The organism is Streptomyces sp. NPDC039736 (assembly GCF_055596485.1).
Window position 1 is genome coordinate 1 of the sequence record NZ_JBVIUQ010000020.1, and the last position, 18,292, is coordinate 18,292.

Annotated in this window: 21 protein-coding genes; 4 read left to right on the forward strand and 17 right to left on the reverse strand. The window is 70.6% G+C overall.

Translation table 11 applies throughout. The features are described from left to right. Nucleotides 1-149: 149 nt before the first annotated feature. Nucleotides 150-716: a YrhB domain-containing protein gene (locus ACZ56L_RS34995; protein WP_471069175.1), complete on the forward strand. Its 567-nt coding sequence runs from the start codon at nucleotides 150-152 to the stop codon at nucleotides 714-716. Nucleotides 717-874: 158 nt separating this feature from the next. Further along, a complete protein-coding gene (locus ACZ56L_RS35000; protein ID WP_471069279.1) occupies nucleotides 875-1,492 on the forward strand; it encodes a DUF6000 family protein in 618 nt (205 codons plus the stop codon). A gap of 633 nt (nucleotides 1,493-2,125) precedes the next feature. Here ACZ56L_RS35000 and ACZ56L_RS35005 read toward each other — a convergent pair. The 3 genes from ACZ56L_RS35005 to ACZ56L_RS35015 all read right to left on the reverse strand — a co-directional run bounded on the left by ACZ56L_RS35005 (nucleotide 2,126) and on the right by ACZ56L_RS35015 (nucleotide 3,790). After that, on the reverse strand, nucleotides 2,126-2,341 hold the full coding sequence (locus ACZ56L_RS35005) for a hypothetical protein (RefSeq protein ID WP_471069177.1): 216 nt from the start codon (nucleotides 2,339-2,341) through the stop codon (nucleotides 2,126-2,128). 116 nt (nucleotides 2,342-2,457) lie between these two features. Continuing rightward, entirely contained in the window at nucleotides 2,458-3,255 is a 798-nt protein-coding gene (locus ACZ56L_RS35010) for a hypothetical protein (protein ID WP_471069179.1), read from the reverse strand. A 43-nt stretch (nucleotides 3,256-3,298) separates the two neighbouring features. Next, the gene (locus ACZ56L_RS35015; protein ID WP_471069181.1) at nucleotides 3,299-3,790 is read right to left on the reverse strand and encodes a hypothetical protein; all 492 of its coding nucleotides are present in this window, start codon (nucleotides 3,788-3,790) and stop codon (nucleotides 3,299-3,301) included. Nucleotides 3,791-4,010: 220 nt separating this feature from the next. Here ACZ56L_RS35015 and ACZ56L_RS35020 point away from each other — a divergent pair, with 220 nt between their 5' ends. After that, complete coding sequence (locus ACZ56L_RS35020) at nucleotides 4,011-4,172, forward strand: hypothetical protein (protein ID WP_362910330.1); 162 nt, start codon at nucleotides 4,011-4,013, stop codon at nucleotides 4,170-4,172. On the opposite strand, the gene ACZ56L_RS35025 is transcribed toward ACZ56L_RS35020, so the two are convergent. The 14 genes from ACZ56L_RS35025 to ACZ56L_RS35090 form a co-directional block, all read right to left on the reverse strand. Continuing rightward, on the reverse strand, nucleotides 4,173-4,361 hold the full coding sequence (locus ACZ56L_RS35025) for a hypothetical protein (protein WP_471069183.1): 189 nt from the start codon (nucleotides 4,359-4,361) through the stop codon (nucleotides 4,173-4,175). Nucleotides 4,362-4,441: 80 nt separating this feature from the next. Beyond that, a complete protein-coding gene (locus ACZ56L_RS35030) occupies nucleotides 4,442-6,583 on the reverse strand; it encodes a chromosome segregation protein ParM (RefSeq protein WP_471069185.1) in 2,142 nt (713 codons plus the stop codon). Nucleotides 6,584-6,661: 78 nt separating this feature from the next. After that, nucleotides 6,662-7,081 carry a conjugal transfer protein TraB gene (locus tag ACZ56L_RS35035; RefSeq protein ID WP_471069187.1) on the reverse strand — a complete coding sequence of 140 codons (420 nt, stop codon included), beginning with the start codon at nucleotides 7,079-7,081 and terminating at the stop codon, nucleotides 6,662-6,664. Nucleotides 7,082-7,101: 20 nt separating this feature from the next. Further along, a complete protein-coding gene (locus tag ACZ56L_RS35040; RefSeq protein WP_471069189.1) occupies nucleotides 7,102-9,303 on the reverse strand; it encodes an ATP/GTP-binding protein in 2,202 nt (733 codons plus the stop codon). Nucleotides 9,304-9,431: 128 nt separating this feature from the next. Further along, nucleotides 9,432-9,740, reverse strand: a complete 309-nt coding sequence (locus tag ACZ56L_RS35045; RefSeq protein ID WP_471069191.1) for a hypothetical protein — start codon at nucleotides 9,738-9,740, stop codon at nucleotides 9,432-9,434. Continuing rightward, the gene (locus tag ACZ56L_RS35050; RefSeq protein ID WP_471069193.1) at nucleotides 9,737-10,213 is read right to left on the reverse strand and encodes a hypothetical protein; all 477 of its coding nucleotides are present in this window, start codon (nucleotides 10,211-10,213) and stop codon (nucleotides 9,737-9,739) included. The genes ACZ56L_RS35045 and ACZ56L_RS35050 overlap by 4 nt, the downstream gene beginning before the upstream one ends. Before the next feature lie 206 nt (nucleotides 10,214-10,419). Then, nucleotides 10,420-12,987, reverse strand: a complete 2,568-nt coding sequence (locus ACZ56L_RS35055) for a hypothetical protein (RefSeq protein WP_471069195.1) — start codon at nucleotides 12,985-12,987, stop codon at nucleotides 10,420-10,422. A 201-nt stretch (nucleotides 12,988-13,188) separates the two neighbouring features. Beyond that, on the reverse strand, nucleotides 13,189-13,365 hold the full coding sequence (locus ACZ56L_RS35060) for a hypothetical protein (RefSeq protein ID WP_471069197.1): 177 nt from the start codon (nucleotides 13,363-13,365) through the stop codon (nucleotides 13,189-13,191). Nucleotides 13,366-13,482: 117 nt separating this feature from the next. Further along, nucleotides 13,483-13,698: a hypothetical protein gene (locus ACZ56L_RS35065; protein WP_471069199.1), complete on the reverse strand. Its 216-nt coding sequence runs from the start codon at nucleotides 13,696-13,698 to the stop codon at nucleotides 13,483-13,485. 135 nt (nucleotides 13,699-13,833) lie between these two features. Further along, the gene (locus ACZ56L_RS35070) at nucleotides 13,834-14,013 is read right to left on the reverse strand and encodes a hypothetical protein (RefSeq protein ID WP_471069201.1); all 180 of its coding nucleotides are present in this window, start codon (nucleotides 14,011-14,013) and stop codon (nucleotides 13,834-13,836) included. 239 nt (nucleotides 14,014-14,252) lie between these two features. Next, the gene (locus tag ACZ56L_RS35075; protein ID WP_471069203.1) at nucleotides 14,253-14,789 is read right to left on the reverse strand and encodes a WhiB family transcriptional regulator; all 537 of its coding nucleotides are present in this window, start codon (nucleotides 14,787-14,789) and stop codon (nucleotides 14,253-14,255) included. 86 nt (nucleotides 14,790-14,875) lie between these two features. Then, entirely contained in the window at nucleotides 14,876-15,178 is a 303-nt protein-coding gene (locus ACZ56L_RS35080; RefSeq protein WP_471069205.1) for a hypothetical protein, read from the reverse strand. Nucleotides 15,179-15,301: 123 nt separating this feature from the next. Further along, nucleotides 15,302-15,508 carry a hypothetical protein gene (locus tag ACZ56L_RS35085; protein ID WP_471069207.1) on the reverse strand — a complete coding sequence of 69 codons (207 nt, stop codon included), beginning with the start codon at nucleotides 15,506-15,508 and terminating at the stop codon, nucleotides 15,302-15,304. A 181-nt stretch (nucleotides 15,509-15,689) separates the two neighbouring features. Next, nucleotides 15,690-16,493, reverse strand: a complete 804-nt coding sequence (locus ACZ56L_RS35090; RefSeq protein ID WP_471069209.1) for a hypothetical protein — start codon at nucleotides 16,491-16,493, stop codon at nucleotides 15,690-15,692. 360 nt (nucleotides 16,494-16,853) lie between these two features. On the opposite strand from ACZ56L_RS35090, the gene ACZ56L_RS35095 reads away from it, so the two are divergent. Then, a complete protein-coding gene (locus ACZ56L_RS35095) occupies nucleotides 16,854-18,173 on the forward strand; it encodes a GNAT family N-acetyltransferase (protein WP_471069211.1) in 1,320 nt (439 codons plus the stop codon). Nucleotides 18,174-18,292: the final 119 nt, after the last annotated feature.

The following is an 18,292-nucleotide window of genomic DNA, read 5'->3' on the forward strand; positions in this document are numbered from 1 at the left end:
ACGCCAACCCGCCAACTACCTGGCCTTTCTCGGCCTCGCCGCAGCTCTCTGCTGCTACAAGCGGCTCCTCCGACTCACCACATAGGACACCGTCTTAGCGAGGCGAAATCGGCTGGTCTCCGTGCGAGGCAGTGCGCGATGCTGCACACATGATTGATCGAGAAACCGCAGTCCAGATCGTTGAAGAACAGCTGGCGCGCGATTACAAGGCAGACCGCGCGTTGCGCCTGGAATCGATGCTCTTGGCAGTCGCTGGCGTGGAAGAGCACGAGCTGGTGTGGATCGTTTCCTGGACGTCCGAGGAGTATCTGCGCACCCGGAATCCAGATTTCATGCTTGCCGGGAACGGGCCCTACTTGGTCGATCGACTTGACGGAAGCCTGCACCAGATCGGTGTCGTCTCGGCGGTAACCGACGGGTGGCAAGAGGACTACCGAACCCGCATCCGAGGCCAGGCTGCGCGGACCGCGGTGGATGATCTACACGATGAGGTCCGTGGTGTTGCGGCTGCTCGTGGGTGGATCCATGCCATGCACACCCTGCGTCAGAGACTGCCTGTGCTGTCCCTTGCCGAGGTCATCGAGTATGTGGGCGCCTTGAAAGACGACATTGTTCCGGATCATCTTGCGAAGGTCGCCGCAAAGGAACTGGTGCCCTCTGTCGATCCGATACTGACTGCGATCACCATCCGTGGGGCCGTATCGAACACTGGCTGACCTAGCGTCATTTTGTTGGCAGAGTGCACTTGATCCGTGGGTGCGGTATGCCAGTGCCGAACCGCCCCAGAAGCCATGTGGACCATCGCCTGTCCTCGAACAAGCAGGCCACCCAACAGACTGGCCTCGCTCCGCAGCTGCAAGGCAAGATCGGTCACGTGATACGCGATCCCCATGACGATGCGGAACTGCTGGCCTTGGTGCGCCGCTATGTCACCCCCGGACGGCGCTACTTGAAGCTCAGCGGCAACTTGCTGCGCATGGAAAGTCCTGAGTACGACCGATTCATGCAAGATCTCTGTGAGGACGCGGGACTTGTCACCCCGGAAGAGATCGCCGCGCTCCTTGAGGGCAGCTGGCGAGAGCGAAGAACTGCTGCTTGGCTGGTAGCTGTCTCCCGCCGGACCGAGTTCCGTGAGCGTCTCGGAGAACTCCTGCTGGCCAGCGAGGTCTGCTGCGTTGGACTGGCCTACAGCGTGGCCCTGGCGAGTTTCGGAACAGAGCGGGACGCTGACCTGCTCGCCGCCTACCTTGATCGCTATCTCTGCCGTCCTGACCTCGGATACGACCAGGCCGTCGTCATGGGTGCTCTCCAGTTCATCGACCTGAACCTTGGAGGTGGCCAGGTCGACCGCTTCCGGAAACCGGGCGGTTTGTGGCAGGAGTGGCTCCGGGAAGCGCCTCACCAGCAGGCCGACACGGACCCCACCCCCCACTTTCTGAGCCTCATTCGTAGGCTTTGCGCGTTCGTCAACGAATGCGCCGAGGCGCTATGACCACCACCATCTCGTGGTGGTCTCTCTGGGCCGTGGCCGCCGCCCGTGGGAGTAGTCAGATCTGCCTGCGGGACGCGATGTAGTCGAGAGCCAGTCGCGTCTGGCGTATCCGGTCCAGCGGGTGGCGCTGCTGATGCTCGTGTCGGTGAAGTCGGCGAGGACGGACGCTGGCAGGTCTGTGGCCAGTGCGAGACGGGCATTGTTGCGGCCGGCGCGGGGCAGAAAGCCGCGGGTGGGATGGCGGCAGGACCACTGCGGGCGGTTCGCGCACGGCCTGCACCGCAGGATCGCGACCGGCCCCACGTTGCTCCCGGGACTCAGCTGCATCTCCCGTAACTGCCGCCGGGTCACGAGCCCTTCGGGCACCGCGCTGCGGTCGTACTCGGGCAGCGCCGCCTCACTGCGCGGCACCCGGGACACCTCCCTGCGGCGTTTCTTGCGGCGCCGGGGCATCACCGGCTCCAGGGATTCGGGAGGCGGTGCGGGTGCTGCGGGTAGCGGGGGCCGGGGCGCTGCGGGCGGGGCCGGTCGATCCGGCGGCGCGGGCGGGGGATGAGCACGGGCGGTTCCTCCAGAGGTCGGTGCACAGCGCCGCACCCCGCCGACGTCAAATGTGTCGGCGGGGTGGCAGGTTCAGGCGGGCGTGTGCGTGCGGTGCGCGCCGGGCGGAGTCGGGGCCGGCGTGGTGTGGCTCGGGCGCGGGTGCTGGGGCTGCGGGTCGGGGGCGCCGTGCAGATGGGTGCCGATCAGGTAGCCGATCAGCAATCCGCCGGTGCCGTAGACCTTGTGCCGGTTCGCTTTCCACCAGGTGGGCGGGGTTGGTTCCGTCAGCACGCCTATGACGGCCACGTGTTCTCCATTCGGTCGGGGACAGGTCGGGTGGTGCGTGAGGCCGGTCGGCCTGTCCGGCTCTCGCCCGGCCCCGCGGTGGCGGGGTGGGGCGAGGACCAGGCGGAGCGACCGGGTCAGTGCTGGAGCGGTTGGACGTTGTCGGGGGTGTCGCCGAAGTCGTCGCCCGCCGGGGCGGGGGCGGGGATCGTGGCGTGCAGGTGGAGCGTGGGGCTGAACTGGTACTGCGGCGGGTGGTTGTGCACGATGGGCCGCAGGGACAGGCCGCGCAGGGCGAAGATGCTGGCCAGAGCCCACATGAGGGCGGCGAGCCCGGTGGCGGCGGCGCGCCCTCCGACCGGGGCAGTGGACCAGATCATGGCGAGGGTCCCGATGCCGAACAGCGCCCAGGCAATGCGGGCGCCGGCGTTCCCGAAGAACCCGCCGACTAGGCCGAGCAAGCCGGTCAGCTGCCAGAACGCGTACAGGGCGGCCGGGGCGACCGCCAGGTGGGCGGCCTGGTCGGCGAGGAACACGCGAACGGGATGGTCGACCGTGTTCCACAGACCTTGGCCGTCGCCGCCGCTCGTGGCCGGGAGGGCGGACAGGCCCTTGAGCGCGGCGGAAGCGATGTCGCCGGCGGCGTCCAGCATCAGCACGATGAGGCTGAGCCCGCCGATCAGTGCCGCCGCCTTGATCCAGGCGGCGGCCTCGTGCCAGCTGCCGTGCCGGGCCTGGAAGACCTCCTCCCACCGCTGGTAGAGGAAGCCGCCCTCCTCCCACGACTCCTTCCACGCGGCGCGCAGCCACGCGAGCCGCCCGGTGCCGTGCTTGGCACCCAGCTCGGGGGCCGGAGGTACTGGCGGCAGCTGGTGGAGGAGGTCGAGGAAGGACGGGTTGTCCTGGCCGTTGACGGGCTTGTCGTTGTGGGTCATGGCGTGGCTGCTCCTTCTGCGGGAGGGGCGGTGGTGGGGTGGGTCAGCGGATCTCGTTGCGGGTGCGGGCGAAGAACGCGCCGCGTGTGGTGCTGTTGTTGTGGATCTCGGTGTGGTGGGTGACCGGACCCTCGAAGACGTTCTTGGTGACGGCCGCGCGGGCCTTGCTGATCGCACCGCCGATGGCGGTGGCGGCCATGGCCAGGCCCGCGAACGGCAGGGTGACCATGAGGACGCTGTTCAACGTGACGGAGGCCAGGCCCTGGAGCACGAGCCAGGCCCCGCATCCGATGCCGGTGATCCCGGCGCCGACGCCGATGGAGGCCACCGCGATCCCGGCCGCCCAGGCCGGGACGATCCGCCTGTCCTCCTGCCGCACGGCCGGGGTGGTGCCGAAGGCCGGCGGCTCGGTCTCGTCGCGGAACGAGGTGGGGTGGTGGAGTACGGGCTTGACCGCCCAGGCGTCGATCAGGCGGCGGGCTTCGGCCGCGGCCTCGGACTCGGGCATGCCGTGCTGGGTGTGCAGGGGGTCCATGGGGTGTTCTCCGATCACGCGGAAGGGGAGCGTCCTCCTGGCCGTGGTGGCCGGGAGGGCGCGTGGGGGAGGGGCGCGCGACGTCGAAGGGCGTCGCCGGAGCGTGTCCGGCGGCGCCCTTCGGCGTTGCGTAGCAGGGGAGTTGGGGCTGGCGGGTGGGTAGGCACCGCCTACGCGCTGCGGGCATCCTCGGACCAACAGGCGTCGGGAAGGGGTTGGGGTGGAGTTCGTCTTCCAGTGCGGGTGGTGCGACGGAGACAACTTCTTCGTGGGCAAGCAGGTCGGCTTCTGGGTCGACAAGTGGGAGGTGCCCTCGGAGTGGGACTGCCGCTTCTGCGAAGGTCTCAACTACACGCCGGACCCGCCCTGGGAAGAGGCGTAGTCAGAAGCTGGAGATCAGTCCGGCGAACGAGGCGAGGCCGCTGTTGATGGCCGGGGCCAGGCCGGTCGCGGCGAGGGTGAAGCCGAACAGCGTGCAGGCCAGCGCGGAGCCGACGCGGACATGGCCGCCCTTGACCAGGACGAAGACGATAATGCCCATCAGCACGGCGGCGGAGATGGAGAGGGCCATGGTGGTGGTGCTCCTTCACAGGGGATCGGGTGAGGCCGGCCGCGCTCGGGCAGGCCGGCCCCGGGGATGGGTGGGTGTGATCAGGCGTCGGTGAGGCTCTTGATGGCCTCCAGTGCCTTGCGGGCAGAGACGACCTCCTCGCGGCGACTGCCGCCCTTGGAGCCGCGGCCGCCGCCGCCCTTGCCGCCTCCGCCGCCACGGCGGCGGGAGCCGCCGTCACCGCCTTCGTCGTCATCCTTGGGCTCGGGCCAGAACTCGCCGGGCCGCGGCTCGGGCTCGCTCCAGTCGAACCACAGGCCGAGCTTGGTCAGCTCGCTGATCTCGTAGTCGGTGAGCCGGTTGATCTCGCTAGGGAACAGGTCGGCCAGGTCGTCGTCGAAGTCCACGTACAGCGCCTTCATCAGGACGGCCCGTCCGTTGTCGAGGACCACGACCGCGACACCGCCGGTGGAGACGCCGTTCTCGGGTTCGGCCTCTCCGGCCATGGCCCGCTCGATCGCACTGCCTTCCTTAGGGGCGTAGCGGGCGGGGATGGTCGGGACGTCGTAGGCGTTTTCCATGGTGCCCTCCGCCGCCTTGCGGGTGGCGCCGGGCGACCCCATGTTGAAGATGACCGGCCTCGAGTTCTGCCGGAGGTTGTCCTTCATCTCGGTGGAGAAGCCGTTGTGCGCGAACGGCGACTGCCCAGCGGGGTTGAAGCCGATGCCGTACTTGAGGCCCATGACGGTCAGGGCGTCGCCGTCGGCCTGGATGAACTCGCCGTAGTCGGAGTCCTGGCTCGCGGTCATGAACTCGTCGGCGTAGACATTGAGCTGCTTGTAGGGGCATCGTGGGTCGCCGGGCTTGTAGTCGTGCGGCTTCCCGTCGTGCCCCCACGGCATTTCCGCCCGGATCTGGCACAGGGCCTTGGCCGCGCGCAGCTGGCGGGCCATGTAGATCGGGGTGATGCCCTGGCGGTCGATGTACTCGCCCAGGGCGGTCGTCTTCTCGTCCTTGAAGCAGGACGAGAGCCACACGATCTGTCCGGCGTTGGACTCGGCCACCATGGTGACGGCGAAGAACTGCGTCTTGCCGCCGCGGGTGACGCCGAGGACCAGGCCGTGCTTGGCGGCGTTCTTGTCGTGCTGGAACACGAAGTTGTGCACCGGCTGGCCGGTGATGCTGAACCCGCACACGTACTTGCCCTTGGCGTCCGGGGTGAGCAACTCGCGGGTGGCGGGGAACCTCGGGGACAGCGGCGGGGTGTCGAACATGCTGACCAGGAACTCGGCTCCTTCGACCAGCACGAAGACGCGGCTGTCGTCCTCGGGCAGGCCCAGGGCGCGGCACAGCTTGGGCAGGTCGATACGCGGAGCGTCGGTGGGATCGGCCATTCTCGCCCGGTAGAACGTCACCCCGCGTTCCTCGTCGCGGCGCTTGTGGACCAGCTCGGAGCCGGGGGCGCCGCCCTTGGGCGAGCCGACCTTGTCCGTCCAGCGCTCCTGGTCGGTCGGCTTGGCACGGCGGCGCTGGTTGGCGTCGGGGGTGATGTGGGCCTCCAGCCAGCCGGGGCCGCCCTGGCGGCCGGGCTGGATGGCGACCTCCGCCAGGACGACGTCGCTGGCGGGCACTTCGAACGGGGCGGCGACCGCGGCCTCGGTGAGGCCGGTGATCGGGCGTCCGGTCTCCGAGGCGCGCAGCAGGATCGTCATGTCGTGCTGCTGGCCGGGGTGCCGGGTGGCCTTGACGATGTAGGTGCGGCCGGGCATTCCGGCCTGCTCCCACAGCATCCGCGCGTCGCGGGTGAGCAGGTCGGCTCCGTCGTCCTGGACGACCGGCTCCTCGAGGACTTCGGCGGGCGCCGGCTGCGCGACGGGCGCGGCGAGGGCGGGGCGGTGACGGCGGCGGGTGTGCCGGGAGAAGGGCATCACCAGGTAGCCGGCCGCCGCCCATGTGGCGGCGAGCAGCCCGTCCATCCCGTACGGGCCGAAGCCGCCGGTGTGCCCGGCGGCGATGTCGATGGCGGCGGCCAGGACCAGCGGGCTCCAGCGCAGGATCTTGCGTCCGGCGCCGGGCGCATCGCTCTTGGCGGCGAGGAACCAGCCGCCGATCCCGGCCGCGCCGGCGAGCTGCACGACCTGGTTGACGGGGCTGTCGGGGTAGAGGTTGGGGACCACGGCCAGCACGGGCGCGGCGAGGGTGTAGGCGAGTCGTTCGAGCGCGACGCTGCGCGGCGTGGTCACCGGCTTCTCCTTCGGGAACAGCCGCGGGCGGCCCCGCGAGGTGTGCGGGGCCGCCCGGGGCGGGGTGGGGGGGAGGGGTCAGCGGTTGAAGAACCCGGGCCTGGGTGTCTTCTCGCGGCGGCCCGAGCGGAGGTCGTCCAGCGCGCCGTAGAGCTTGGAGTGGGTGCGCTTGGTCTCGTGGGTGAGGTCGGCGGTCTCCTGCGCGGTGTCGTGCAGCTTCTTGACCTGCACCCCGGCACCTCCGAGGGCGACGCCAACGTTGCTGGTCAGTTCCACGAACTTCGGGTCGAGTTCGGCGTTGCCGACGTCGCGGGCCGCGTCCTCGGCACGCCTGGCGTTCTTGCGGATGCTGCGCATGAGCTCCTCCAGGCCGAGCCCGGCGTCGTCGAGCGCGCGCCCGAGCTTGTCGAGCTTGGCCTGGACGGCCTTGTAGCGGTTGTCGCCGTCGGCCACGGCGGGTGCCGCGGCGGTGGGGCGGGGCGTCAGATCGCTGCTCATCAGCGGGTTTCTCCCTGCTTCTAGTCGTGGTGGGCTGCGGCCGACGCGTACGCCAGGCCCGCGTCTTCCTTCGCGGCCATGTCCTCGCCGTAGACGCGGGCGACCATCGCGGCCGCGAGCTTGGCGGCTTCCAGGGCCAGCCCGCACTCGGTCGCGCACCGCTCCGCCTGCTGCTTCATGCGGGCCGCGGAGTCGGCCAGGTCCGAGATCAGCTCGGTGACCTCGGTGGTGACGTTGTGGTCGCCGACCAGGTCGGTGGCCATGTCCCGCAGGGCGTCGGCGACCTTGTCCAGGGCTTTCACGAGGGCTTCGGCCCGCTCCTGGTCACAGGCGGCCTGGATGGCGATGTTCGCCATGTCCATCAGGTAGTCGTCGAACGTGATGTCCGTGCGGTGCTGGGCGCCGAGACCGCCCGCGCCGGTTGGCCTGCTGACCTGCGAGCTGCTCACGCTGCTCCCTTCCGTGGTGGTCGGCCGGCTGGTGCCGGGCCGTGCGGTGTGCTGCTCCGGCGCGGGCGGCAGGCCCCGTACGCCGGTCGTGAGGGCTCCGGGGGCGTCGGGGACGATGTCCGCGTCGACGATGTCGTCGCCGCCCGCGGCCTCGGTGTGCGGCGGGCGGGTGGGACGGTCGGGCCACTCCACCGTCGGGGTGGAGTCCTCCTCGCCGAACGGGCTGTCCGCCGCACGGCCGCGCCGACCGGTACGCCCCGTACGGCCGCGTCCCGTACGGCCGGTACGACCGGCGCGGCGGGACCGTCCGCGCCGACCGGCTGCGCCGGTGGCGCCGGTGCGCCGGCGCCGGAACCGGCGCTGCTTCTTCCCCCCGTCAGACGTCCCGTCCCCGGCCATGGAGTCGGTGCCCGGCGTATCACCCGCCGTGCCGTCCTTCGCGGCGCTGGAGGCCCCGTCAGGGACGTCCTTGGCGGTCTTGGCATCCTTGCCGCCGGTGCCCTTGGCCTTGGAGTCCTTGTCCTTGGTCAGGCTCACCTTCTCGGTGCCAGCCTTCGCCTCCTTGGCGTCCGCGGCGGCCTTCGCGTCGGCACGGCGCTTGTCGAAGCGGCGCTGAGCCTCCTCGCCGACGGCCTTGCCCAGCGTGGTGCGTCCCGAGTCGGCCGACGCCGCGGCTTCCCGTTTCGCCTTCCGCGCCGCGTCCCGCTCCTGGCGCTTGGCCCGGCGGTCCTCCCACGCCTGCTGCCGCTGCGCGCGGCCCTGGTCGCGGTCCTTGGACCGGTCCGCGACACTGGCGGCGTGCCCGGCGCTGCGCCGCTCCTGCCGCCCGGCCTGGCGGGCCCCGGCGCGCTCCTGGCGGTCGCGGGCCCGCTCGGTACGGGCGCCAGACGACTGACTTGCCCTGTCGTCCTTCGAGTTGCCCCGCCCGGAGCCGCCAGGGCCCGCCTGAGAGCCCTTCGAGCCCCCGGACGACCCGCTGCGCCCGGAACCGGCTGAACGGCCGCCAGAGCCCGCCGGGGAGTCCTTCGTGCGGCCCTTGCCGCCTCCGCTGCCCCCGGATGAACCGGAGCCGGAACGGCCGCCGGGGCCGCCGGAGTTGGAGCCGCGCGAGCCTCCGGACCCCTTCGGCCCGGCACCCGAGTTGTTGCGGGACGGCCCGGTGCTGCCACCGCCGCGCGAGGACCCGCCCCCGCCGCCGACCTTCGAGCGGCCCTTGTCCGCCCCCAGGCCGGAGGAAGACGACTTCGTACGGTCGGCATCCGCCTTTCCGCGCGCCGCCGCTTTGTCGCCTTTCGCTTTCATCATCGCGGCGTGGAGCTTTCCGTTCTGCTCCATCATCGCGACTTCCTGGGCGGTGCGGCCCTCCAGCAGCGCCGCCTTCCGTGCTATTTCAGCCTCGCGGAAAGGGGCTTCGCTTTCACGGTTGTACCGCGCCGTTTCCAGCCGGTATTCCAGCCAGTCACCGAGGCGGTCAGCGAGAGAACGAGGCTGCTCGTATTCGCCTTCCTCATATTCGCCTTCTTCTTCACCGCTTTCCGGCGCGGCAATTCCTTCGGAACGCAGCGCCGTAGCCGGGTTGGGAGCGGCCGGAATCGCGGGAAGTTCCATCGTGGTCTCCTCCGGGCTCTCCGGGGGAGCCGCCGGAATGTCTTCCGGCGGCGGTGGAATGGTGTCGATGAAATCCGGGATCGGCGGCAGCGTGTAGGTGGAATCGCCGCTCCACGGACCGTGGACCAGGGTTCCGCCGCCGGTGTCGTCGGACTCGTCGGACACGGGGCACCTCCCTCCTGGGGGCTTGACAGACAGTGGGGTCTCGTGTGCACGCGCGTGCACGTGCACGTGTGCACGCTTTACGCGCGCGAGGCCCCGCCGGAGCCCAGCGGGGCCTTCGTGGGTGACGCTCAGTGACGCGGGCCGTGCTGCTTCAGGACGGTGTCCGCGTACTGCATGAGGTGGTCGAACAGCCGCGGGTCGCCCGCCTGCCGCTTCTCCAAGACCAGCTTGAAGAGGCGGCAGACCAGCGTGAACGCGGTGATGACATCACCGCGACCGGCTTTGACTTCCCTGGTGATTTCGGACCGAGTAACGCGGAGCCAGAATTCCATCCGGCCGATTTCCCCGCGACTTTCGATCGACTTGCGCTCTTCTTCCTGCAGCCAGCCGTTCCGCCCTCGAACCGAGCGTTCGACGCTGCTGAGGGGGCGCGTCACGCCGACTCCCTCTTACCGAGGTCGTAAATCGACGTGGGACCACCATACCCGGAATTCTGGCTCTGTCCCCCCTGCTGCGGCGGGTTGGGCGCAGCCTGGAGGGTCGGCGAGTTCTTCTTCCGCTGCTTTTCGATCTCCTTTTCCTTCCTTCCCTTCGCCGTATTCACCACGGTCTCGTCGTGGGCACGGCGCTTATAGGCGCTCTTTTCCAGGCCCTCGGTCAGGTTGTTCAGATTCTTGAGCACGTTCCCGAGGGCCTTTTCGACGGGCATCGCGCGCAGCCTGGCGTGATACCAGCGGTCGCCCTCCACGTTCGTGCCGCGCAGGTGCACGCGGGTCTCCATCGCGAGGGTCTCCAGGTTCTTGCCGATGTCCAGCAGGACCCGCTGAACGTCGGCCAGGTACCGGGCGGTTGCCTCCGGGCTCTGCGCGACGTCGCGCAGCGGGGAGTAGTTCGGGTCGTTGCTGTTCATGCGAGAAGACCTCCAGGTCTCGGGGGTTGGGGAGGAGGAGTCCGTCCCCGAGGCTGTTGCGCGGGGCTGGTGGTGCGTACGAGCGGGCCCGCGACCCGCTCGGGGCGGGGTGCGGGCGAGCGGCCTGCCGGCCGTGGCCGTCACCAGCCCGCGCTCGGGGTGCGAGCGCGGACCGGGGGCGACCATGTGCGGCCGATCCGGTCCGGTCAGCGGACCGTGTGCTGCTTGAGGGCGACCGCGATCTGTCCGGCGCGGTCCGTGGCGATGGTGCCGCCCTCGGTCCGGACCGCCTTGGCGATGTTGGCCCGGTTCAGCGGCTCACCATTGGTCCGGAGCCGGTCCAGCGCGGTCCGCTCCTGGTCCGTGAGCGTGATGACCGTGAGGTCCGGACCTCCGTCCTCGCCACGGTCCGGACCGGAGACACCTTCCGGGTCCTCCTGGTCGGCCGGTCCGGTGCGGTCCGACTCCAGCGGTCCGGGAGCGACATCGGCGGTCCGGACCGTCACCCCCCGGTCGGCCGCCGGGCCCTGGGCGGCGGGCACGGTCCGGGACCTACGGCCTGGACCGGGACCGGTCAGCAGGTCAGCGCCCTGCGGTCCGGCCGGACCGGCCTCCAGGGCGCGCGCCGGTCCACCGGTCCGGTCCGCGGCTGAAGCGGTCCGGACCGGACCGTGGACCGCGTTCCGGTCGCCCGGACCGGACCGGACCGGATACCCGCCGTGCTGGACCGGGCGGACCGGAACCAGGCTGTCCAGCGGCCCGGGCCGGTCCATGCGGGTCAGGGTGAGGACGGTGGGGATGGCTGCCGGTCCGTGGTCGTCGGCCGCGAGGCGGGGAACGACGACCCGGTGCAGGGCCAGACCGGTCCGGGCCGCCTTGCGGTCTGCGAGCTCCGCGCCCGCTGCGGTCCAGGCCCGGTCCAAAGTGGTCAGGCGCGGGTCCGTGATCGCGAGCGACCACGCGGTGAAGGAGTGGACCGGGTAGCGGAACCAGCGGACCGCCCCGATCGACGGGCGGGCCTTGGCGACCTTGCCGTCCTCACGGAGCTTGCGACGGTGGATCAGCGAGGCGTACAGCTCCCACAGCACCATCCCCACGATGCTCATCGCGGCGAAAGCCACCGCCTTCGGGGTGAAGTGCCAGTAGGTGATCTGCTCCGTCCAGATCTCCTTCTTCGCATCCCAGACCCGGCTGCCCTCCTTCGGCATCCCGGAGGCGTGCCAGAAGTTCATGACCGCCGCACCGAGGGCGAAGATCCACGTGGAAACGCGGTAGAGGGTTCCGGCGTCACCGCCCTGACGGGCCTGGTGGTACATCCAGCCCACGAACGCGGTGCTGAGTTCCCAGGCGGCGGCGAACAGGATCGTGAAGGGGACGACCCAGCCGAGGATGTCCTCAGCAAACCCGGCCTGGCCCGTCCATGCGACGGCCATCGGGGCGGTGATCGGACCGATCACCATCAGGCGTTCCGCGTTGACCTTCACGAACCGCTTCACGCGGTCGGACACCGCCGGCTTCCCGGCGCGGTCCGCAGCCCGCAGCTCCCGGACCTTCGCCTTGCGGGCCTCCTTCGCGTCCCGGCGCTCCCCCTTGGCCTCGAGCTTGAGGCGCTTGCGCTCCAGCGCCCGCTCCGTGCGGTCGGTGGCGCGCTTCATCCGGGCGGCGGCCTCGGCCACCATGTCGTCGGCGGCCTTCAACGTGACATCCGCGTCCGCTTCCCGCAGCCGGGCCTGCGCCAGGGCCTGCTCGGCCTCCTTGAGGTCCGCGTCCCGCTTGGCGCGGGCGGCAGCCACGATGCGGTCGGCCTCCTCGCGGGCGGTGCGGGTCAGACGCTCCGCGTCCTCGGCCGCCGCCGCCCGCAGCCGGCCGATGTCCTCCTTGGCCAGCGTCCGCGTACGCGCCGCATCCGCACGCGACGCCTCCCGCTCGCGGGCAGCGTCCTCACGCAGCTCGGCTGCCGCCTTCTCCGCCCCGGCCTTCACCTGCGCGGCCTGGGCGCCCGCGCTCTCGCGCAACCGATCGGCCTCGCCCCGAGCCTGCTGAAGGAGCTGGTCGGCGTCGGTGGTGGCGCGGGTGCGGGTCTCCACCGCGGTGCGCTCCGCAGCCGCGAACAGCTCGATGCGCGCGGTCTCCGCGTCGGCGAGGGCCTTCGCGGCGGTCTGCTCGGCTTCGGTGCGGACCTGCTCCGCCTGGGCGGCCGCCGTGGCGGCGACCTCCTGCGCCTGGCGGTGGGCGTCGGCGAGCAGTTGCTCGGCAGCCGCGCTGGCACCGGCGAGGACCTGGTCGGCCTCACTGGCCGCCGTCGCCGTGACGGTGTCGGCCTCCGTGCGCGCGTCGGCGAGCAGCTGCTCCGCCGTGGCTTCGGCGTCGGCACGGACCTGGTCAGCGTCGGCGGCCGCGGTGGTGGCGGCCTCCGTGCGAACCCGGTCGGCGTCCGTCGCGGCGTCGGCCAGGAGGCGGGACTGCTCCGCGCTGGCGGCCTCGGTGATCGAGGCCGCCTCGGCGCGGGCACCGTCCAGCAGCTCGCTGGCAAGCACCTGGCCGTCGGCGAGGATCCGCGCGACGTCGTCGGCGGCCTGGTCCCGGAGGTCGGCGGCGCGGTCGGCGGCGTCGGCCAGGACCGAGTCGGCCTCCGGGTACACCAGCGGCGCAGTGTCTTCGAGGGCGGCGGCCTGGGTGGGAACGACGGCAGACGCCTGTGCCCTGGCGCGCCCGTTGGCGCGGGTCTTCGCGGGGTTCTGGCGCCTGCGGCGGGTGGCGGGCTTGGTGGCCACGGGGGCGTCCTTTCTTCCGGGCGCCTCCGTACAGAAGGGGCACCGTGGAACAGCGGCGGTGGGTAGGGTCGTGACCAGGCCCTCCGCGGCCCCGACAGCTTGAATGCCGGGGACTCGGAGGGCCGTTGTGCTGGTGCGGTCAGCGCCGGGCGGGCAGCATGGCGGCGGCCGGTGCGGGCGGACCAGGCAACTGACAGCCCGTCACTGCGGGCCGGTAGCGACCTCGTCGCGGGTGGGGAAGTTGCGGCGGCCGTCGTCCATGCGGACCGTCAGGTGGCCTCCGGTGTGCACCTCCTCGACAGTCCCCTGCTCTCCGGCACGGTGCCGGGTGCCCAGGGCCTCGATGTCTGCGGTGAGGGTGATGCGGTTTCCGCGCATGTCTTGTCCTGTCTCCCAGGAGGCGAGTCCGGGCTGTCCGGCTCCCCCTCACCGCCCGTCCCGGCCGCCGAAGTCAGAGGCGGCCGGTGCGGGCGGATCAGGCAACCGGCAGACCGGTCAGGCCAGGGACAGGTGCTGCGCCCACTGGGCGGCGTGCACGCGCACCTCCTCCACCGTCGAGACGGTGACGCCCTGCGCGGTGACCGCGGTGACGACCCGGCCCGCCTGGTGCGCGGCGGCGAAGGCCGGGTGCGCGGCGGCGGCGAGGTCCTCGTAGTGGTCGTAGTCCGCAGACGTCGGGACGCTGGCGGCCAGGGTGATGGTGGTGGGCATGGGGTCCTCCTCGTTGAGGGCATGGGGCGGGGTGTGCCCCGGCTGGGGCGCATCGAAGAGCGGGCCGCCCGCATGACGGACGGCCCGTGAGGGAGAGGAGCGTGGGAGGGGCGGCGAGTTGGGTGCGCGTCCCGTTCAGCGGGCCCGGCGCTGTCGCCCGACGTAGGCGTCCTGGAGGCGGGCGAAGGACTCGTACAACCGAGCCCCGGCGGAGCACCGGGGCTCGCCGTCCTTCGTGCAGTGCCCGCAGGCGCTGATGTGCTCGTGCCAGGTGCGGGTGGCCGTCATGTAGCGGCGGTACAGGTCGTCAGCCATGCTGGCCGGCCGGGATACGAGCGAGGCACCGTTCCAGGTCCTTTGCGGCCTGGTCCGCTGCGCGGAGGTCGGCGGCCGCCCGGCGGCGGGCCTCCTCCAGCTCAGCAGCAGCCTGTGCCGAACCCCGGCCCGTGCCATCGGCGCTCACCGGACACTGCCTGACGCCGCACGCCGGGCGTCGGCCTCACGGGCCCGCCGCAGCATCTCGTCCATCTCCCTGGACTGCGCGTCCTCGCCGCTCATGCCGCCTGCCCCCAGCCGGTCCGGGCCCGGCGGGCCATGCGCACCTCGCGGACCTCACCAACGAGCCGCCGCACAGAGGCGTTCTGGGTCTGCTGTTCGGTACGGCCCCGAGCACCCTCGCCCGCATGCACCGACGCGGTCCTCCGCAGCCCCAGCGTCAGCGCCACCAGGCGCTCCCACTCGGTGTCACGGTCCAGCCTGCGGGCCTCTTCCAACTGCCCCTGCTGGTGTCGCCGTGTGGCGTGCAGTTCCTGACCGGACAGACCGCCACGGACCAGTTCGTCAGATTTCCCGTAGCCGTCCCGGTCCCGCAGCGCGAGCTCGCGGCACGCGTACATCGCCGGGCAGCCCTGGCAGAACTCCACCAGCTCCGCCCGCCGCTCGCTCCACTCAGCATGCGGTTCTTCCTCCTCTCGGAAGAAGTCGAGCCCGGCCAACGCCACCTGCCCGCACCGGGCACCCGCGTCGACCGCCCGCTGAAGGGCCTCCCGTCGCTGCAACCGGGCCTGTTCACCTGTCATCCTGTACTGCATGTGGGTCGTTCCTCTCTCAAGGGACCTGCAGGAACGGCCCCGGGGGTGCAAGCCCCGGGGCCGTCGTCTTCTAGGGCTGGGCTGGTCTAAGCGGCGGGCGTGTACGCGGCGGCCGCGGGGGAGGGGCGGATCAGGTAGTCCGAGGTGGTCCACACGTCGCCGATCGCGTACGGCTGGCCGTCCGCACGCAGCACGTCACGGACGATCAGCGCCCACCGGGCCGCGTCCCGACGCAGCAACTGCGCCGCTTCCGCAGGGTCGGTGATGAGGACCAGGACCTCGAACTGGCCGTTCACGTTCTGGTAGATCGCGCCGGGCTGCCGAGGGCCGATCTCCTCAGCGGTGATCGACTGGACAGAGCGCAGGGGGAGCTTGGCAGAGACGGTCATCGTGGAGCCTCTCTGATGGGGCCGTACACGGTTTCGGGGGAGTGGCTGATCTCTACGAACGGCCACGGCCCTGGCCGACCCGGTAACTTCTCGGGTCGGTCAGGGCCGTGGGCGTTGGTGGTGTCAGTACCTCTGCGCCAGGGACAGCAGGTCACCGCCGCACGCCGCGTACAGGGCGGGCGTCAGCATCGCCGTCTTGTCGTACGCCGACCACAGGTCCGAGCACACCGTGTGGCCCGCGTCGAGCAGGTTGTTGACCAGCGCCGACGCCTCGTAGGCGTCGTCCACGGCCAGGACCATCCGGACGTCGTCGATGAAGAGGTTGAACATGGCGTGCTCCTCTGCGGCGGGGAGGGCGAATCAGGGAGGGGCTTTCGCGCGGGAAACTCGAGAGCGCAGGGCTCGCAGTGCACCGCGTTCTGGAGTTGATCGGTACGAACAGCCCACGGCCCCGGCCGACCCGAGGGATTCGGGCCGGCCGGGGCCGTGGTCGTTCGTTTCGGTGTGCGGGTCAGGCCGCCGACTGGGCCTTCTCGGCGTACTTCACGCCCAGTTCGGCCTGCCGCCGGTCGTGCGCCTCGATGTCCTGCGGCAGCATCGGGAGGCCCGGGCTGCGGAACTCGGAGAGCGATCCCGAAGTCCGCGCCGTGCAGAGGTTGTTGGCCTTCTCGACTTCCTGGCCGCCGTGCTTGGCCCACTGCGCCTTGCGGACGGCCGGGGCCGTCTGCTTCCGCACGGTGCGCTGCTCCTGGCGCTCCAGCTGCTCGCGGGCCTCGCGGCGGGCAGGCTCCTTCTGGAGAGCGAGGACGTAGCGGCGGGCGAGGACGCCGCCGTCCGTGCAGTGCGTGCCCTTGACGCACCGGATGCAGCCCTTGCGGTGCGCGAGGTAGGACTGGCGCGTCGTGTCCAGGGTGACCTCCGCCTTGATCCGGGAGACCGGCGCGGCCGGGGCCGGGAGCGGCTTGTAGAACTGCTGCGCCGCGCGCCGGTTGTCCTGCGGCATCGCGTCCCGCAGCAGGCGGTTCTGCCGGGACTGCCAGCGCCGGACGTCGATGTCGATTTCCACGACCTGGTCGGTGCCGGGGCACAGGGTGTGCTTCTCGCCGTTCGCGACCTTGTCGGAAACGCAGTGCTCACGGATCTTGAGGACCTTGTCGCCCATGATCCGGCGCCAGGTCCGGCAGTCGGGGCAGGCGATCGACTTGACCTCGTCCGGACGGACGTTGAAGTCCTCCGGAGCCATGGTGCTGAGCAGCAGCGGCGCACGGCGGTTGGTGTTCTTGGACCGGTTACGGCCGGGGCGAATGCGGGGCATCGGATCCTCCTGACGTGGGGTGGGTGCGGGTGCTGCCTTCTCTGCCGCGCCAGGCCGGCCTTTCGGCTGGTGGTCCTGGCGGACAGACAGCGCAGCAGCGCCGTCGGGGTGAATCGGGTGGAGCTATTCGGTACAGGGGCCTTGGCCGGGGGAGCTCGGCTCACCCCACTGCCCCGCCTCCGAAGAGACGGTGGCTTCCTGCTGTTGATCTTTGGCGCGGTCAAACGTCACGGGCTTTAGCTAGTAAGATTAGATTGACTACTCAATGCCCGATGCAATGAAGCATGCACGCTGCGCGACGCGGGGTCAAGCCCCTTCGGCTAGATTGACTAGTCATTCCCAGGCATGTAGACATCTCCCATGGCAGTCAGCGGCAGGGCCCGAGCCCTCTACCAGCGCATCGCGGACAAACTCCGCGCTCAGATCACCGATGGGACGCTGGTTCCGGGTGACCGGCTGCCGACCGAGGCTGAGATCGCCTCCGAGTGGGATACGACCCGTTCGACCGCCGTGCAGGGACTGAAACTGCTGGTCAACGAGGGTCTGATCATCAGCGACCGCCCGCGGGGGTACTTCGTTCGCAGTCGGCGTCCGATGGTCTATCGACCGCAGGGCGAATTCCGGAAGCGGCCCCTGTCCCCTGAGATGGACCAGTTCCTCACGCAGATGTCCGAGGAAGGACGCGAGGCCGGCCAGCACATCGAGGTGCAGGTGGAAGCGCCGTCCCGGCAAGTGCGCGAGCGCCTCCACATGGACGAGGGGGAGCTGGTTGTCGTCCGGCGCCGTGTGCGCTTCGTCGACGGAGTCCCCTACAACACGAACGACTCCCACTTCCCGCTCGCGCTGGTCCAGAACAGCGAGATCATGAACCCGGACGACATCGCCCGCGGTGCGAACGTCGTCCTGTCGGAGCTCGGATACGAGCAGGTCCGCGCGCTGGACGAGATCCAGGTGCGGATGCCGACTCCCGAGGAAGCCGACCGCCTGCAGCTCGGTCCCGGCACGCCCGTGGCAGTCCATCTGTGCACTGGGTTCACCAAAGACGGCAGTCCGGTCCGCGCTGTGGTCAACGTGCTGCCCGGCGACCGACACGTCATCACCTACGAGCGCAGCCGCCCCCAGTTCGATGCCGCACCGATAATCCGCCAGGCCGTTGCCACGGACCTGCGCACGGTCATCGACCTGTGGGAACACGCTGCCTCGTGGCTCAGCGAGCGCGGCATCGATCAGTGGCAGTACCCGCCGCGCGAAGACCGCATCAAGGCCAACATCGCGGCCGGCGAGTGCTGGATCGTCGAAGCCGACGGCGCGCCCGTAGCGACCATCACGGTCGATGAGCACGCCGACTCGGATTTCTGGAATCCCGATGAGGCTGCCGAGCCGGCGCTCTACGTGCACCGCATGGTCGTGCGCCGCGATGTGTCGGGGCTGGACCTCGGCTCGGCCATGCTCGACTGGGCGGGCCAGCACGCTACGAGCCAGGGCAAGCAGCTGCTCCGCCTGGACGCCTGGCGCACCAACGAGGGGCTGCAGAAGTACTACACCGACCGAGGCTTCACGCACGTTCGGACCGTCGAAGCCGCCGACCGAAGCAGCGGTGCCCTGTTCCAGCGCCCCTCCAGCTACAGCCGCAGGACCGGGCCGCAGCTCGCCGTTGTTCCGACCGAAAGCAAGCACTGATTCAACCCCCTCGCTGGACTCGAGGACCCGACGATTCGGTTCTAGTGCCAGGGAGCTGCAAGTTCCAGATCTGACGTGTGGCCGGGTGAACTGGCCACATCAGCCACAGGATTGGGGCG

Coding starts and splice junctions, on each gene's coding strand:
- ACZ56L_RS34995 (WP_471069175.1), top strand. CDS start 150: ATGATTGATCGAGAAACCGCAGTCCAGATCGTTGAAGAACAGCTGGCG.
- ACZ56L_RS35010 (WP_471069179.1), bottom strand. CDS start 3,255: ATGACCCACAACGACAAGCCCGTCAACGGCCAGGACAACCCGTCCTTC.
- ACZ56L_RS35015 (WP_471069181.1), bottom strand. CDS start 3,790: ATGGACCCCCTGCACACCCAGCACGGCATGCCCGAGTCCGAGGCCGCG.
- ACZ56L_RS35025 (WP_471069183.1), bottom strand. CDS start 4,361: ATGGCCCTCTCCATCTCCGCCGCCGTGCTGATGGGCATTATCGTCTTC.
- ACZ56L_RS35035 (WP_471069187.1), bottom strand. CDS start 7,081: ATGAGCAGCGATCTGACGCCCCGCCCCACCGCCGCGGCACCCGCCGTG.
- ACZ56L_RS35050 (WP_471069193.1), bottom strand. CDS start 10,213: ATGAACAGCAACGACCCGAACTACTCCCCGCTGCGCGACGTCGCGCAG.
- ACZ56L_RS35060 (WP_471069197.1), bottom strand. CDS start 13,365: ATGCGCGGAAACCGCATCACCCTCACCGCAGACATCGAGGCCCTGGGC.
- ACZ56L_RS35065 (WP_471069199.1), bottom strand. CDS start 13,698: ATGCCCACCACCATCACCCTGGCCGCCAGCGTCCCGACGTCTGCGGAC.
- ACZ56L_RS35070 (WP_471069201.1), bottom strand. CDS start 14,013: ATGGCTGACGACCTGTACCGCCGCTACATGACGGCCACCCGCACCTGG.
- ACZ56L_RS35075 (WP_471069203.1), bottom strand. CDS start 14,789: ATGCAGTACAGGATGACAGGTGAACAGGCCCGGTTGCAGCGACGGGAG.
- ACZ56L_RS35080 (WP_471069205.1), bottom strand. CDS start 15,178: ATGACCGTCTCTGCCAAGCTCCCCCTGCGCTCTGTCCAGTCGATCACC.
- ACZ56L_RS35085 (WP_471069207.1), bottom strand. CDS start 15,508: ATGTTCAACCTCTTCATCGACGACGTCCGGATGGTCCTGGCCGTGGAC.
- ACZ56L_RS35090 (WP_471069209.1), bottom strand. CDS start 16,493: ATGCCCCGCATTCGCCCCGGCCGTAACCGGTCCAAGAACACCAACCGC.
- ACZ56L_RS35095 (WP_471069211.1), top strand. CDS start 16,854: ATGGCAGTCAGCGGCAGGGCCCGAGCCCTCTACCAGCGCATCGCGGAC.